10 protein-coding genes and 1 pseudogene are annotated in these 17,931 nt (G+C 34.3%); 1 reads left to right on the forward strand and 10 read right to left on the reverse strand.

Annotation, left to right across the window (positions count from 1 at the left end; genetic code table 11):
* Positions 1 to 218: 218 nt before the first annotated feature.
* The 3 genes from NYE23_RS22945 to NYE23_RS22955 all read right to left on the reverse strand — a co-directional run bounded on the left by NYE23_RS22945 (position 219) and on the right by NYE23_RS22955 (position 5,442).
* The gene (locus NYE23_RS22945; RefSeq protein ID WP_341081462.1) at positions 219 to 2,459 is read right to left on the reverse strand and encodes a SpoIID/LytB domain-containing protein; all 2,241 of its coding nucleotides are present in this window, start codon (positions 2,457 to 2,459) and stop codon (positions 219 to 221) included.
* Between the two features lie 196 nt (positions 2,460 to 2,655).
* Positions 2,656 to 4,371, reverse strand: coding sequence for a cell wall-binding repeat-containing protein (locus NYE23_RS22950; protein WP_341081465.1), 1,716 nt, complete (start codon positions 4,369 to 4,371; stop codon positions 2,656 to 2,658).
* 150 nt (positions 4,372 to 4,521) lie between these two features.
* Positions 4,522 to 5,442 (reverse strand): NAD-dependent epimerase/dehydratase family protein, encoded by a 921-nt coding sequence (locus NYE23_RS22955; protein WP_341081466.1) that lies wholly within the window; start codon positions 5,440 to 5,442, stop codon positions 4,522 to 4,524.
* Positions 5,443 to 5,796: 354 nt separating this feature from the next.
* Here NYE23_RS22955 and tagU point away from each other — a divergent pair, with 354 nt between their 5' ends.
* Positions 5,797 to 6,735 (forward strand): polyisoprenyl-teichoic acid--peptidoglycan teichoic acid transferase TagU, encoded by a 939-nt coding sequence (gene tagU / locus NYE23_RS22960; protein ID WP_341081469.1) that lies wholly within the window; start codon positions 5,797 to 5,799, stop codon positions 6,733 to 6,735.
* Between the two features lie 105 nt (positions 6,736 to 6,840).
* Here tagU and NYE23_RS22965 read toward each other — a convergent pair.
* The 7 genes and pseudogenes from NYE23_RS22965 to NYE23_RS22995 form a co-directional block, all read right to left on the reverse strand.
* Positions 6,841 to 8,396, reverse strand: a pseudogene (locus NYE23_RS22965) (IS3 family transposase).
* Positions 8,397 to 9,098: 702 nt separating this feature from the next.
* Positions 9,099 to 11,513, reverse strand: coding sequence for a glycosyltransferase (locus tag NYE23_RS22970; protein ID WP_341081470.1), 2,415 nt, complete (start codon positions 11,511 to 11,513; stop codon positions 9,099 to 9,101).
* A gap of 53 nt (positions 11,514 to 11,566) precedes the next feature.
* On the reverse strand, positions 11,567 to 13,159 hold the full coding sequence (gene tagH, locus NYE23_RS22975; protein WP_341081471.1) for a teichoic acids export ABC transporter ATP-binding subunit TagH: 1,593 nt from the start codon (positions 13,157 to 13,159) through the stop codon (positions 11,567 to 11,569).
* A gap of 18 nt (positions 13,160 to 13,177) precedes the next feature.
* The gene (locus tag NYE23_RS22980) at positions 13,178 to 13,981 is read right to left on the reverse strand and encodes an ABC transporter permease (protein WP_341081472.1); all 804 of its coding nucleotides are present in this window, start codon (positions 13,979 to 13,981) and stop codon (positions 13,178 to 13,180) included.
* A 146-nt stretch (positions 13,982 to 14,127) separates the two neighbouring features.
* Complete coding sequence (locus NYE23_RS22985) at positions 14,128 to 15,225, reverse strand: capsular polysaccharide export protein, LipB/KpsS family (protein WP_341081473.1); 1,098 nt, start codon at positions 15,223 to 15,225, stop codon at positions 14,128 to 14,130.
* Between the two features lie 17 nt (positions 15,226 to 15,242).
* A complete protein-coding gene (locus NYE23_RS22990) occupies positions 15,243 to 17,390 on the reverse strand; it encodes a capsular polysaccharide export protein, LipB/KpsS family (RefSeq protein ID WP_341081474.1) in 2,148 nt (715 codons plus the stop codon).
* Between the two features lie 113 nt (positions 17,391 to 17,503).
* Complete coding sequence (locus tag NYE23_RS22995) at positions 17,504 to 17,926, reverse strand: HIT family protein (protein ID WP_341081476.1); 423 nt, start codon at positions 17,924 to 17,926, stop codon at positions 17,504 to 17,506.
* Positions 17,927 to 17,931 lie beyond the last annotated feature (5 nt).

The following is a 17,931-nucleotide window of genomic DNA, read 5'->3' on the forward strand; positions in this document are numbered from 1 at the left end:
CCTTTCTTGAAGGTTACGGCCTTTTTTATACCTTACTATACCTTACTGCACATTACTCGTTCTACTACATTAAATACCGGTTACAAATTAGCAATATATAGTCAGTTCCAGCAAAAAGCAAATAAGATTTCTTCAAGTAGTCTACACCCTATAATTGACAAAATTTTTGTCTTTCACCAAAAGAAAGACCCTTCAGAAGGGTCTTAAAAACAACTTTATTAGCGTTCTACCAAATTGGTGATAGGATAATAGAAGCCTAGTATTTCTTCATAATTCTTTCCTAATGCAGCCATACCTTTAGCACCATATTGGCTCATTCCAACACCATGGCCAAAACCTTTTCCGTCAATAGCAAAAGAACTATTAGGAAGCATAGATACTGCTTCAGGTGTTATAGAACCCTCTCCACCCAGAATAGTAAAATTATTTAGCATTTTCTTCTCGATGACACCCTCAGTTGGCTCAGTTAAGATATGTGTATTAGAAAGAAGGATATTCCCTTTCTCTTTCGCGGCAAGAACTGAACCCGTCAAAGCATCCGCAAAAGTTAACCCAGTTGCTATATAGGCTTTACTCGGAGATAGATTCAATTTATAAATGATATTCGCTGCCACTTCATAACGGTTTTGCCCGCCGATTCTTATAGGATTTGGCAGCTTGGAAAATACTGCTTCACTTACACTCGCAGGTCCTCCAACAACAATTGTCTGCTGGATGTTAAGCCCTTTCAGCGCTTCATAAGAAATAGGTGTTAGCTTTTCTGAATGTGTAAGGATAATAGGATATCCTTTTGAAGCTGCATATGGTGAAATGGCAAGAGCATCCGGGAAATTTAGGCCGTGGGCAATGATTGCTGTCTGAGCTCCTCCAAACCTCTTTGAGATATTATAGGAGACTTCAAAGCGGTCACGGCCCCCTATCCTTTCTATTCCTGTAACCCCTGGAATTGCCTTAAGTTCGTTAAATACTCCGTCACTTACACTTCCGATTCCGCCAATTACAAGAATATTCTTTGCTCCCAATCTTTCTATCTCTTTTTTGGTAATATCAGTAAGTTTATCTGATTTTGTAAGTAATATTGGTGCGTCATTTTTATACGCAAGCGGCCCTGCTGCTAAAGCATCTGCATACGCGTTATAAAACGCCACGACTACCGTATCCGATGAGTCCCAGCCTTCTTTTGAAACATTTACCGCTACTTCAAAACGGTCTTTACCTGCCAATCGTTCGTTTGTTCGATCCTGGAAGCTAGTAATCAAAGTACTTTTGAAGATTCCGGTACCAATAATACCCCTAATCTTGCTGGCAGATGTATCTAATGTTTTAGTGAAAACTTTAACTCTTCCACTGTCCATTACAATTTGTTTTGTTGATTTATTCTTTAATAGAAACTCAACTGTAATAGAACCATCGATTGCTCTCTCACCACTTGTTTTACCCGAAAAACTCAAATTTGGAATTGATACAATTTTTATCTCATAATCCTTATATTCCGTGTAACCGGAGAGCCAGGATTTAATGCTGTTTGAAACAGATGGATTGGTTTCAATCGCTGAACTCCACCATGTTTCAGGTTTTGATAAGTCTTTTCCTCTTAAATCAATTTGGTGCTTATCAAATTCAACTCCCCAGGAGTGCTGAGGATCATACTTATCTTTTTTTACATTTAAATACGGCACCAAAGTGGATGTAGGCCAGGCATTAGCATTGGACTCAATCATTCCCCCATTGCTTGAAGAGAAAACAGCATCAATTAGTCTATTATTATAGGTTAATACCTTATTCTCAGTTCCAGTTACAGCAGTATTCACGTATTTGTTATATGTACTTGAATCCACTACCCCACCATAAACCTGGTGCCCCTGTGTATCAGACACAATCACAGGCTTACCCTGACTTTTTAAAACAGAAACTAGGTTCAGTGCATACGTTCGGGCAGCAACCGCTTGCGCTTTCAAGGCTTCTATCCCATTTCCGCTTCCCCAAGAAGCAGGCATTTCACTTGGCAGCACACCTTTTAGATAATCGTTAAAGAGAATATCTTTATTGATAGGGCGGACATACTTGCCATCCTCAATAGTAAACTGAATATTACCAATATATCTTTTTTCATAAGTACCATATAAAGTAGTTATAGAATCCGGAGAGTAATCAGCGGCTTTAAGCAAAAAAGAATTGTCTTCGAACTCTTTAAGCAGTTTTGTACCCTCATATAAAAATAATTTACTATCTTTAACTTTTACAATATATGTACGTCCTGATATTAAATTAATAGTGTCGTCTCCATCAATTTTATAATCTCCATCAGACTTAAAGCTTAATTGATCTTTTTTTCCAATATAGTTGATTAACTTTACAGAAATTTTCTCTTCAGTGTCTACAGCAGCATCTACACCCGTGACTGAGGAGATAAGCGACAAAGAAAAAGTAAGTAATAGTGCCAGTAGAATTCTTAGCAAAACATAATACCTCCATACATTTTATTAGTCACATTATATCACAGGAATGGTAAAGAAAGGATGAATAATATAGGATTTTGTCTAAAAAGAGAGAAATCACCAGTTTAAAAAACGAAAAGAGTGGAATACTAGTAATTTATATAAAAAACTAAAAAACCCACCAAAGGCAGGTTTAGTTTTTTAAAAATAAGTACATTCATTTAGAATAGTAAACTTTTATTGCCTCTGCCATAGCCTTCGCCCTTTTTTCCTGTATAGAGCTGTTGGCCAGGAGTTTTACTTCGTCAGGGTTTGAGATAAAGCCTAATTCAATCAGGACTGAAGGCATTGAGGTCCATCTAGTTACATATAAGTTATGATCCTTTACACCTGTACTTGAATAAATTCGACTAATATTTATTCCTTGATAAACTAAAGATTTTGCCAGGTCTCCTGCCAGTAATTTGCTCCTTATTGCCGCCTGTGATGGGGTTGGATCGTAAGCTATATTCGGGCCATTGTAGCTGAGTGCCTTTGTAGAGGATCCACTTTTTACAAGGAATACCTTCCTCTCTGTATCTTCCTTTACAAAGGGATATTTAACCCCACCAGATAAAACATAAACATCTTTTGTTTCAATTGCAGGGCGGTAACTGCTATAATGCAGGCTTAACCCTCTTTGCTGCGGAGATATATTGGAATCATGATGAATACTAATGAATAAATCTGCTTTTGAATTGTTAGCGATTTTAGCTCTCATAGGTAAATCTACAAAAATATTTTTATTTGGATTTCTTGTATAAATTACTTTTGCACCCATTTTCGTAAGATGAGATGCAAGCTTTAGAGTAAACGCATTATTTAAATCCACTTCCTTATAGCCATTTTTCACAGCCCCCGGGTCAGCTCCACCATGACCGGGATCCAAAACAATCACTTTCCCCTCAAGTAATGACGAAGGCTTTACAGGTTCAGGGGCCTGACCTGTTAATATTAAAAATCTTTCATTCGGCACTGATGAGTTACCGCCCAAAATAGTAAAGTCCTTTATATTCTTGGTTAGAATAATGTCCTTAACAGAAGGTGGGGTAAAAGTCGGGCTGGCCAACAGCATCGGTGCATTTTCCTTGGCTGCCAAGACTGAGCCAGTAAGGGCATCCGCAAATGTCATACCAGTTGCCAAAAAGGACTTATCAGCTTTGGGATAGAGTTGTTTAATAATATTAGCTGAAACTTCAAAACGATCCTTCCCCCCAATTCTTTTCACATTAGGAAGGACAGCTGAGACTTTTGGACCAACACTGGCTTCACCACCGGAGATGATGGTATGAGAAACATTAAGAGTTTTTATTGCCTCTTTCATCTTTGGATGCAAGCTTGTACTTTGAGTAAGAAGAATTGGATATCCTTTAATCGAAGCATAAGGGGCAATAGACAATGCATCGGGAAAGTTTAAACCATTTGCAATTATAGCACCTTCCGATCTTCCCAATTTCATAGCAATATTATAGGCAACTTCAAATCGGTCAGTTCCGCCAATTCTTTCAATATCTTTAATCCCGATAGCGTTTAAATCTTCTATAACTTTCTCAGATAAACTACCAGGACCTCCAACTAAGACAGCTTTCACTGCTCCCAATCTCAAAATCTCTTTTTTTGTGGCACCATTTAATTCATTTAATTGGGTAAGTAAAATAGGTGAGTCTTCTTTAAAAGCGAGAGACGATGCGGCCAGGGCATCAGCAAAAGCTTTATAATTTGCCAGAAAAACAGTTTTTGTCCCATTTGGCCAGCCTGCTTTTGAAACATTCACAGCTACTTCAAAACGGTCTGTTCCGTCCAGCCTTTTCGAATTCACTTCGGCAGATGCACTTAAGATATTCATAGTTAATATTAAAAATAGCACACTAATAAAAACAAAAATTTTTTTCATGCTATACTCCCTTTTATTTCTCTTTATAATTTTTAAATATTTTTTCCAATTATACCATAAAATTTCACTTCACTTTCTGATAATTTTTAAAGTGCAAAAGAAAAAGCATTGAATCCATCTGCAGGATTCAATGCTTTTAAAGAAAAACCTTTAACTTGTCTTAATGCTTTCTAATGTATGTTTGAGACCTGCAGGAAGTTCCACGTCAGGTTTCCAGTTCAACTCTTTGATTGTTTCTCCATTGGAAAGAATGCTGTGTTTTATATCCCCTTTTCTTTCAGGGCCATAATTAGGTTCTTTGCTATATGAAGATAGCTCAGCCATAATCTTATAAAGCTCGTTAACACTTACTTTTTCTTCCCTAGAAACATTGAGTATTCTGTTGTCCCCACTCTTTAGAGCCTTTACATTTGCCTTTGCAACATCAGTAACATAAACAAAATCACGTGTTTGCTCCCCATCCCCGTCGATGGTCAGTTCTTCCTGGGTAGTAATTTTATCAGCAAATATGGCTACCACTCCACCTTCACCTTTTGCATCCTGCCTTGGACCATAGACATTCGCATACCTTAAAATTGTGTAGTCCAAGCCATGCAGCTTTTTAAACATTCTTAAATAGCGCTCAACAGTGTATTTCGATACACCATATGGAGCCAGGGGCTCTACTACATGATTGGTATCAACAGGCAAATATTCAGGAGTTCCATACACAGCAGCACTTGAAGCAAAAATTACTTTTTGGGCATTATACTTCACTGCATTCTCAATTACATTTAGAGAACCACGTATATTAATTTCTTCATCCTGCATGATATCAACTATTGATTCCGATACACTAACCTGCGCTGCCTGATGGATGACATAATGTGGCTGATGTTTCTCAAATACTTCAGTAAGCTTTTCGTCTAAAATTGACATTTCATAAAACTTCACTTTATTAACATTTATATTATTAATATTTCCGGTCCTAAGGTTGTCCACAACGATGACTTCATATCCTTGGTCAATCAGCAAATCAACTATATGGGAACCAATGAACCCGCAGCCACCAGTTACTAAAACTTTCTCCATATTTACACCTACTTTTTAGCATTCAATATCATTATTATATAGAATAGAGTTTTGAAATGCTACCCGACTGCTATATCCAATGTTCCTTTTGAATTACCTATAACTATTTGAAGGTTAGGAAGGAAGCAAACAGCAAATAAAGTTATAAACACTTCAAACTATACCGACAAACTCCACTTCAAAAACCAGTAATTTGTTGATGAACTTCAATAGTTAAAGAACAATTCAATGACTTTAAATTGATTCTGTAACATTTTTGTATTGAAAATCGTCTTTTATATAAATATCTAATTCATTTTTTTACATTTATTTGATATTCTATTAATATTGTTTAACTACTTAGGAGGCTTTTATATGGGGTCAAGAATAAAAGAGAATTCAAATAAAAAAAACAGAAAGTGGCTTAAAATATTCATATCGCTTTTTGTTGTTTTGTTTCTGTCAGTTGGGGCATATGTCTATACCGTTTACAACTCTTTAACAAATGCTGTAGAGACGATGCATCAGCCAATTGAAAGACAAAAATCCGAAAAACGTACAGAGGAAGTTACTTTTCAAAAGAAAGATCCCTTTTCTGTATTGTTACTAGGTGTTGATGAACGTGAAGGAGACAGAGGAAGGTCTGATACAATGATTGTCATGACCGTCAATCCAAATAAAGAATCTGTTCAAATGGTCAGCATTCCGCGCGACACACGAACGGAAATAATCGGCAAAGGCTTCGAAGATAAAATCAACCATGCATATGCATTTGGCGGAGTAGAAATGTCAATGGATACAGTAGAGAATCTTTTGGATATTCCAATTGATTATTACATTCAAATCAACATGGAAGGCTTTAAGGATATTGTAGATGCGGTGGGGGGAGTAACAGTTGAAAATGATATGGACCTTACTTTTAAAAATTACTATTTCCCAGAAGGCACCCTTAACTTAGACGGAGATAATGCCCTAATTTATTCACGTATCAGAAAAGAAGATCCTCGCGGAGATTTCGGACGCCAAAAAAGACAGCGTGAAGTTATCCAGGCAGTAATAAATAAAGGGGCAAGCTTCTCCTCCCTAACAAAATTTGATGATGTGTTTGGTGCTTTAGGGAATAATGTTAAAACAAACTTAACATTTAATGAAATGATATCTATACAGAAGAACTATGCGAACGCTCGAAAAAATATTTCTCAATCACAGGTGAAAGGAACAGGAACTAAAATTGATGGAATATATTACTTTTTAGTTCCAAAAGAGGAATTATCTACTTTACAAACTACTTTAAAGGAAAATTTGGAAATCTAAATACAACAAGCTTAATTATAGAGACCTACTAAAATGAGACAAGAAAAAACACCACCAAAGTGAAATGCCCCCTGTCAAGTAGACAGTGGAAATAATAAAAATGATTTAAGCGGCTTTAGCTCTATATTCCATAGGACTAAGGCCGTTTAATCTTTTTTGGTATCTTTCATGATTATAAAAATGGATGTACTCATCCATCGCAGTAGTAAGTTCCTCAAATGTCTTATATTTATGTAAATAATACTTCTCACATTTCAACGCCCCGAAAAAAGACTCCATTGGCCCATTATCGATACACCGACCAACTCGTGACATACTATGTGTCATTTCCGCCGCATCTATTTTTCGTTTGAACCTTTGAGAGGTGTATTGGAATCCTCGGTCACTATGTATAAAAGGATGTTATCCATTCAATAGTGCTGTGGCTTGATCAAGTGTCTTAAATAAAAGTTGATTGTTATTGGAGTGTCCTAGAACATAACTTATAATGGATCCGTCATAAAGATCACGAAACACACTTAAATAGGCTTTTTTTGATTGGCCATACTTAAATTCTTTAACGGCCGTTACCCACTTTTCATTTGGTTTTTCGGCTGTGAATTCACGATTTAATATATTGTCTGCCACATGTTGAGGTGTAGAGCGTTTATATTGCTTCTTCTTAACACGAATGACAGAGCGTAATCCAGCAACTTTCATCAACCGATCGATTCTTTTATGATTAAGTTTCTCCTCAAACTTTCTATTCATGTGAAGGGTCATCTGACGATAACCGAATATGCCATCAACTTTTTCATGGAGAATTTTCATCTCTTTTATGATTTCTTTATTCAGTATTTCTCTGAATGAAGGAGTACGATTTAGCCACTTATAGTATGCAGATCGTGCAATACCAGCAATTTCACAAAGTAAACTAATACTTAAACCTTCATTCTTGTGAAGCTCTTGAATAGCAACATACTTATCCTCAAATCGGATTTGGCTTATTTTCGCCTCCTTTCGACCTCCTCTAACTTTTTTAAAATAAAGTCTCTGCACGTAACCGTTCATTTTCTCTTTCTAATTTTTCTCATTTGAAGATTGATTTTCTCTTCTGGAGTCAAGCTAGTTTCTTCTTTCTTATTAACACGTTTATCTTTTAGCGCTTCATCTCCTCCATCTTCATACTTGTTTACCCATTGATAGACTTGTTGGTAAGAAACATTATAAGTATTAGCTGCTTCTTGATAATCTTTTCCGTTCCCCAAGCAATCAATTGCAATTTGTATTTGTTCTTTCCAAGTCGTTTTTCTTCCCTTAGTCATAGAGCTCGTCCTTCCTGGTGATGTATCCTTTAAATCTCTATGACTATTATACTTCTTTATCCAATCACTAAGGACAGAAGCATTTGATATTTCATACAATCTAGCAACCTCACTTAGAGAATACTCCCCAGACAGACAATCTCTAATGGCAGCTAGCTTCAATTCCTTAGAATACTTTTTCCAAGTGGAAGACTCTTTTAGACCTTCTAAACCACATTTATCATACTTGTGTTTCCAGTCCAAAATAGTTGAATGGTGCACGTTATATTTTAACTCAAGTTCATATGTTGAATAATCCTTGTCTAATTCCTTTAATATCTTGTATTTCTCCTCTACAGAGTAAGATCTTTTGGACATAATAAATACTCCCCCATAAGCGACCAGATTTTATTTTAATCTGTCTACCTAAAGGGGAGCATATCAAAATTTTATATTATGATTTAGGCGGTGTTTTTTCTTTTGGATAGGAGTTCATATCCATATTTAAAATAATGGAAAACTAATTAAATTTAGCAAAATGTAAAAGTGATAAATCAATCAATATCAGATGATTATATATCGATATTTAATGCTTGACAAAACCTGGATAAAATGGCTTAGAAAAGCGACAGATTAATTGGTTTTCTCTCTGCCTCTAGGCTGGCAATGAGCGGGAGGGATGGATGGATTTAGAAGGAAAAAAGAGGATTCTAGATATAGACGGATATTTAATGTAAGTAACATTAGATCGTCATAATTTTTAGCAACCTTGAAAGCACCAAAAGCATCTTATTTTTAGTAACATAAGTTTACCAGACCAAATTAGACCATTAGAAAGGATCAATGTATATCTTTAAAAATTTCTTTTGTAATGGACACAAGAGAATAAAAGCTCCCATTAAACGAAATCATCAGGTTAGATTGAATCGTTCTGTCAAGTTAGCTGTTATCAGAATTCAAATAATGAGTTATTAAGCTTAATACGCTTTTAGGTATAATTAACCTACCGCCCCCTAATCACAGGGGATAGGTAGGTTTTTTATAACCGGGGGTCAGTCATCATGCCTCTAGTTCTTATTTTTAGCTTTTTTGCATAGTCCTCTTACGTTTTTGCCTCCACCTTTTATGCTGTAATCTAAACTGTGATGGGTTTGTGACAAGCTTAACTAATTGTCTTAACAACCAGTTTTCTATTTTAACATACTCCTTTTCGATAACCATTCGCTGTTTATTTACCGGACTTTTTTTATGTTGATTGTTTTTATTTCCCTCTATTTTATTTTCGGTTTGCTTTGGATTCTGCTCACTTTTTTTCACTGGAGCCTCACTAGTTTTATGAACTACAGCTTTTGTTACTTGGTTATTTTTTATACTTGGATCTGAACCATTTTTAGTTTCCTTTTTTTGTTGGCCAATATTAATGGACTGGTTCTTTGGATTAGTCTCCTTCATTTGCAAAAAATAAGTCCTATATCTATCATACAAAGGTGAGCTTAAGGAAATTTTCCGTTCATTATCAAAATTATATTTTAATGAAACTTTCCCCGGAAAATTCAAAGTGTAAAAACGGAAATCTAATGTCCTTCGAAACCTCTCCCCGTTATCTCCCTTTACTACCTGTGAGTTAGTCTTTGCAAATGAATAAAAGTCAGTAATAAGGTAATGAAAAAACTTCTGTACCTTTTTTCTATCTACTGTAAATAGGTTATTTAAAGTGCTTATGGCTTCATCAGTTGTTTTTACATTCTTATTCACACCAGGAATTCCATAAAATACTTCACCAACATATAATACTGGTTTATACCACATCATGGCCTGAAGTCCTACCCCTGAATTTATTAACAATATAGCGTCAGACAATTCAATTAAGTCTTTAATATGTGTATTATCATCTACAAATTTAATTTTTTCTGAGGGATTGTGGCTTTCTAAAGGATGCTTCTTGGCAAGAATTACCCATTCTTCTCCTAAACTGCTTTGCAATTCCTCTGTAAAAGCTACAAATTCATTCATAGATTTTACTGCACCTGAAAAATATTTAATCACAGTATCATTGGGTCTTTGAAAGGGAATAAATAAAACTTTTTGATTTTTAATATCCAATTTTTCTGCTAACTTGCTTCCACCTAGTCTTGAACCTTGCTCCTCAAGGTCTTCTTCAGTAAAATAGGTTTCTTCAAAATACTTTTCAACCTTTTCAATTTGTTCCACACTTAATTCCTTATCCCAATTTTCAAATGAGTAGGAGTCGCTATCTGCATTAAAGCCATTACTATCAAAGAAAAAGGAATCCTTTAAGGCACCTCTTTCAAATACAATTAGGGGTATCTCCTCTTCTTTTAATAATTTATAAACTGCTAATCTTCTTTCATTAGCATAAGGATTGTGTAAAAAAACGCGATCAATTGAGGTATCTTTAATATATTTCACCATACTTTGTGCATCTTGAAAATCAAACTCAGACCTGTAGTCCACTTCTCCTAGATGTGGAATAATTTGCCAAAGTGAATTAAAGAATGGAGTATTCTTTCTTCCTAATGCCAGCGACTTTCCTTTATATATATCAGGAAGAGGAGTGGGATGGATACCAGTTTCATCAAACTTTTTCATTTTATCTACTAACAATTTACGATTATTAATATTAGATCCCCTATATTTTGAACCTTTAACAATTGGTTCATGCCATATATGAGCTAAGAAAATACCTTTAGCAAACAATATGTCACCATATAGACGGAACATACTCCGAAAACCTTCATATTTATTTGCATTCCAATGTTTAAAGTCCTCATAATATTTTGTTGGGCGTATAAATTTATTATTTATTGTTATTGCCCTATGATTAAACTCAAAATCTTCAAACCCATGTCCAAAGAAGTCTTTATCATGACCACCTATCGATAGATAATGTGATCTATTAATGACAATAGCTGACGTTCCAGGAGCTAGGAAAGAAATAATATCTTTATCTTCTTCTAATAAGTATTGAAAGAAACGTGATTTTCTTTCATCGTTAGGAGTATTTTTATAAATTTTACTTCCTTCTTCTGATAGATAAATACATGGAACCATTAAAATTTCAGCACTATTTTCCCTTAGCTTTTGTATTTCTATCTCCATTAACAGCTCTTCATAGAACCCCTCATAAGGCAATAGGTCTACATCTTGAAAAAATAAGAATTCGGTATTGCAATATATTGCACCTATGTCACGAGCTTTTCCTGCTGAAAATATTTCTGTTTTCGTATCAACATATAAATAATCATTATTGTTAAGATTACATATTGATTGAAGTTCTTCAGAGATATTATCTGGACTTCCACTATCAACTAAGAAGAACTTTACTCCATTTGGCAGCTTGACATTAAATAGGTTTTTAACTCTCTCTAAAGCATCTTTACGGTCAATAGAGTACCTAAATGGAATAATTACCCCAAGAATTCCTTTTTTATCCTTTTTGTTGTTCTTAAAATATTTTATATTTCTTAATCTCATGAATTGTAATCCCCTTTTGCTATGATTAAATAATTCACATTTGCCATAACAATTTACATTGGTTTTAAAATCATTTTTTTATCGTGTAAGTTTATAATTACCTCATAACCATTTATTAAAATGAGATAATCCTCTTCGCCGTTCTTAATAGAAGCTAATGTTAACAAATCATTTAAAAATGGATCTTCAATATTAATATTTGAAACTATGATACTTTCTGCAAAATCATTTTCATCAAATATAATTCCAATATTTTCTCCATCATAGTATTGAATTTTTTTTCCGGTATCGTTAACTGATTCTCCAGTTAAACCTCGAAGACTAGATTTGACATCCATATATGGCATCCCAAGATGAGCAATATAAAAACTATAGGCAGCAGAAAACGTATTTGGTGTAAAAACTAAGATATCTTCTAAAAAAAACTTATTTATTTCAATATTTTTCTCAAGTAACTTAATTTCTTCTAAATTAACATACCCGGATACATGGTCAGTCTTTACCCTGTATAAATCTCCAGTTTCTTCAATAACCAAAACTGATGTGCCAAAGCTTATCGTGCTTCCCGTTTTTCTTAACTTTATATCAGAATACACTGTTGCAGGGTTTCCTATTACTATTCCATTTTTGTTTATTTCTTTATTTATTGTTTGTTCATTACTTTCAACTTTATTATTCATTTGATTATTATCTTTGCTAGCCTCTTTATACATATCCAAATCTACAAACATAAATAAAGTACTAGTAAGCAACAAAATGCAAATAAATATAATCTGTAGAGTTCCTTTAATTTGAATTAAAGGATCCTTTTTATTCCTTTTTTTAGAGGATCGTGTTTTACCTCTAAAAAACTCCTGCTGGTCAAATTGTTCTTGCAGCATTGTAGATCTGTAATCTTTCTTCTCTTTTTCACTCAAAGAATTAAACCACTCTATAAACTCTTTATATTCTTTTAGAACTTGTTTTTTATCACCAAACTGTTTAATCTCACCAAAATGAAGCCACAAAACTCTATCACAAAAAGAACGTATTTGGGAAATTGAATGACTAATAAAAAAGATAGTTTTTCCCTGTTTCTTGAATTCTTCCATTTTATTAATGCATTTTTGATAAAAGGTTTGATCCCCTACAGATAAGGCCTCATCGACAATTAACACATCTGGATTAGTATGGATAGAAATAGAAAAACCCAAACGGGACTTCATTCCACTTGAATAGTTTTTTACAGGCTGATACATAAAGTCACCAATATCTGCAAAGTCAATAATTAAGGGAGTTACTCTGTGGATCTCCTCTTTTCTTAAACCAAGCATCAAGCATTTTAGCTCAATATTTTCATAGCCAGTCAAATTATTATTTAGTCCGGCTGAAATAGCAATCAATGAACTTTCACCATCAATTTGAACTTTGCCTTTCGTTGGTTCAACTACTTGTGCTAATAAGTTGGATAAAGTAGATTTACCAGAGCCATTTATCCCAATAACACCTATGCTTTCCCCTTCATTAACCTCAAAGGAAATATCTCTTAACGCAGAAAATTGCTTCGTTTTCTTTCTAATAGACAATAAATCCAATAATTTATCTGACTGCTTTTTATGGAAATTATAAGTTTTAGAAACATTAACAAACTTCACTTTTGGCTCCATGAATTATAAGCCCCCAAATTACAAATAATCGACAAAACGTTTTCTAAACTTTAAATGTATTGTTGCGCCAAAAAATAAAATAAATAGAGTGAAACTCCAAAAGTAAAAAGTATAAGCTAAATCTTCAAAGAACCAGGTTTTAAACAAAAATGTATTGCGGAAACCTTCAATTAAATAATAAATCGGGTTTAATTTTAAAATGTTTTGTGCATATTCAGGAAGCCTGCCCGTATCCCATAAGATAGGCGTCAAATAAAATAACATTTTCATCATTGTTTGTAATAAAGAATGAATATCTCGTACAATTGTAGAGAACGTAGAAAATAACAGCGAAAATGAGTATAAAAAAATATATAAGCAAAATAAATAATAAATTATTTGAACGTAATATATACTAGGGTAAATACCATTCATTATTAATATAAATAATAATACGATTAACATAATTATAAATGTAAAGCTATTACTTACGATGGTTACTGCAGGGAGTATACTTACAGGGAACTTCATTTTAGATACGAGCGATAGCCTTGAATAGACACTATTAGCACCTTGTGTAATGGATGGGTTAATAAAAAACCATGGTATTAATCCGCAAACCAGCCATACAAAAAAAGGAACATCACCTATTGGTTCTCCACCTCGTATTCCCAATCCAAATACCAGCCAATAAATCAGTATTTGAACAGCTGGATTTAGAAATTGCCACAAAACACCCAAATAATGAAGAAGATACTTTCCTTTAATATCGTAAAAAGCCAAACGGCATATTAAATTTATATTGAGCAATTGCTCTTTAAAAATCTGAAAAATTGAGCTCATATTTATTAGCTTCCTAACCTTTTTTCTATATACCAACAAAACCCAAATGTTATTATAACATTTAATTTCCCATTTCCCTCATTATCACGACTTCCATTTTAAGGAACCCCAAATAATAAAGGCACTAAAAATCAATAGGGAGTCTATTACTCCCTATCGACAGATGAAGCAATTTTTCCAATTACCTCTTCTAAATCAAGCTTTTTTTTTGTAACAGGGTCAGCGTATTTTGGATAAAGGATATATGCACCTGCAAATAACTCTTCAATTGTTAAATTTCTTTTGCGCCGGCTAACCTTCTGTCGGTCATCTGTCAGTCCCCAGCCAGAATAAAAAGGAGCTCCCAATGTCGTTACAGAAATTCCCCTTAACAATGCTTCAAACCCTGAAAGCGATGTAATGGTATAAACATGGTCGATGGTCTGAAATGAATCTACTAAACTTAAGGGCTCTTCTATAACCTTCGCTAAATGCTTAACCTTACTCGGGTCTGACTGCATCGGTCTTCTGCCAGTCAAGACATCCGGATGTGGTTTGTATATAATCTCAGCATCAGAATTTTCAATACTTGCTAATTGAACTAAATCGTTATTAGTCCAATTCTTTTTACTGCCTTTCTTTAAAGAAGCATCATCTTCAACCTGGCCAATAACTAATATTCTCTTTCTGTCTTTAGGGCCATAGATTTCTTCGATATTCTTTTTTTCAACATGATTATATTTGCTGACACCTAATTTCATCAGCAAGTCTATACATGATTTTGCTCGTAACAATAGCTCTGGATTACTCGAGAAATCATAAAAATTTAAAATTTCTTCTAAATCACATGATTTTGTTGAGTCGAAGTACATACCGGTTTTATCAATACATATAGAGTAGGGGGCTGTGTGCATGGATCCTAATCCGATTGATCTTATAAAACCATCTTCTATTCTGTACAATGGAATATTGTGTATTTTGCTATACTTAGTGACCTCTTCATCCTCGTTTACACCCCAAAAAATAAATACCGAATTTGGATTCCTTTTTATCAGTGGCGTCAGTAAAAACGTCCACTGAGTAAAAGGAACAAACATTAATTTATACTCAGGAAAGAATGCTTCAATATAAGGTTGCTTCCATTTAGAAACTCTAAATACTATCGCTGTCTTTTTAATGTTGTTTTGTTTTTTTAATAAAATCCAATAAGATACTTTCAAAATAAATTGGACTAACATAATAAGTTTTTTTGCTCGTTTTTTCATAATTTAATCCTTTTACTTTATACTTGTGGTCTATGAACAGCTAAATAATTGATTACATCAAATATTGTACCGGGCATCCCCGTTTCAGGATGGATATAACGAGGATAAAGCAGATATGCCGCAGCAAAAATCTCTGTTACACTACGTTGCTTAATCCTTCTTTCCACCTTTTGCTCATCCTTGGTTACTCCCCAACCTGCATAAAATGGCATTCCGAAGCAGTGGACCTCTTTTCCTAGCATAAGTGCCTCGAAACCAAACTGAGATGTTACGACGTATACTTTGTCAACCTGTTCCAATAGAGATAATGGGTTACAGTCATTATATAGAAAACGGACTGACACTCCTACATCTTTATGAGTGAGATTTCCTTCCTTCTTGCCAGAGATTACATCCGGGTGAGTTTTAATGAAAATGTCAGCGTCAGGGTTATCTTTTTTAGCTTTTTCATACATTTGTTTAAACTGCTCTTTATCAGCCAATCCTAATGAAATGGACATATCACCAAGCGTTTGATCAACAATAAGGACACGTTTCTTACCATTATTAACAAAAGTGTTTCCTTCAACCATTGGAGCATGATTATATTTGCTCAAATAATTCTTTCTAATTAAAGCTAATGCCTCTTCAGCATCGTTTAAAATTTGCTCAGTCTCCCAGCCGCTGCTGTTTAAGATGTTTTCCAACCTTGAAGGACGAGTTGCATCATAATATATTCCTACATCGTCTAAACATATTGACAATGGAGGTGAGCCGTCAACCCCTAGACCTATAGATCTTAAAAAGCCATCTTCCAAGCCCAAATAGGGGATATTGTGCTTTTCACAAAACTCTATCGCTTTTTTTGCACTTGGCTTCATCCCCCACCCAGCAACATAATCGATCTCACCGACCCTTTCAGAGGGATTAAAGATCAATTCACCTTTTAGGAATGACTGGAGATTCGGAATGGCTTTAATTCCTTTTGACATAACCCCAATCTTAGAAACATCTTCTTTTGGAATTGAAAAATCCAAGGTACTTTTAAAGGAATTAACCTCATTAATAAGATTTCTGGTGTTCAAATCCTTCATACATTTTATAGTTTTTATCGCTTCTTCTATGCTAATAAACTCCTTAGTAATTGGATGCATGTACTTTGGATATAAAATATATGCTGCAGCAAAAATTTCTTCAACTGAAAGTTTCCTATTCCTTCTTCCAGTTGTTTGTCTGTCATCAGTTAAACCCCAGCCAGAATAAAAAGGGGCTCCAAATGTAGTTACCTTAATACCTCTTAATAAAGCCTCGAAACCAGAAAGAGAGGTAATTGTATATACATGGTCAATTGTTTCAAAAGCATCTGTTAAACTAAGCGGCTCTGTGATTACCTTTGCAAGGTGCCTGACATCATCAGGATTGGATTGCATAGCCCTTTTGCCAAACAAAACATCGGGATGTGGTTTATATATTATTTCGGCATCCGGGTTTTCCATTTTGGCAAGCCAGACAAGGTCGTTATTTGTCATCGGCTTTGAGCAACCTCGCTTAATGGATTCATCATCTTCTACTTGGCCAATAACCAATATTCTCTTTTTAAGCTTTTTTCCATAAACATTATTAATGTTTTTTGAGTCAACGTTATTATATTTACTTATGTTTAACCCTCTTAACATTTCAATACAATTTGCAGCACGAGCCATCAATACTTTATCAGAGTTAAAATCATATTCATTTAATAGGTCTTCCAGGTCACTTGGCTTAGTAGCATCATAATAAAGGGCCTTTGAATCAATAGATAATGAAATCGGAGTACTTTTGGAAGCTCCTAGCTCAACAGATCGAATAAAACCATCCTCAATTCTATAGTAGGGAATTCTATTCTTTTGAGCATACTTGATTACTCTGGGCCTGTCCTTGTAACCCCAAACCATAAAAACCTTATTTTTAAATTTTTCGGCCTCATTAATTATATAGTTAATGTTTTCATTGTCTTTTATAAAAATTACTTCATATTTCGATAAATAAGCTTTTATATATGAATGCTTCCACTCACTAAAACCAAACAAGAAAGCTATAGGCTTCTTCGTTATTTTTTTAGGTTTTAACTTTTTTTGTATTATGGCTACTTTTAGAAAAGCATTATATCCAATTGTTTGTCTTAGCAGACTCTTTAATCTCCCCATTTGAACCACCTTTAGAGATTTTCAGATTTATATGAACAAGTATTTAATATCTCCGTTACAAATTGAAAGCACTAGTAACAAGTTATTTAATAACCAACTAGTGCTTTCCTATTTTAAAAATATTTTCCTAATGATTGAATGAAGTTTGTATGGGTTTTTTCATCAACACTTCGAATACTAACCTTTTGCTGTGTTGCCTGTTCTATGAGGGGCAGTCCTTTAACTTCATTCCCTTTTTCACGGGGAATAATATGGAAGTGCAAGTGCCTTACAGCCTCACTAATAGTTACAGTATACACTCGATCAATGTCTAGCTCTTTTTTTAGAGCTTCTTCTAAACGTTTAAAAAGGGGACCAACTTTAAGTAATTCTGAGTGACTTAGGTCAATCCAATTTTCAACGTGACGTTTTGGCTCTATATATAAGTATCCTAGTATTTGTGAATCAAGCGGCCCATGAGTTACAATCCAGTACTCATCTTCAAATATAGTTGTTTCAAGATTACGATGTTTTTCACATATTGGACAGTCACTCATTAGAA

It is taken from the genome of Cytobacillus sp. FSL H8-0458, assembly GCF_038002165.1.
Classification (GTDB): Bacteria; Bacillota; Bacilli; order Bacillales; family Cytobacillaceae; genus Cytobacillus.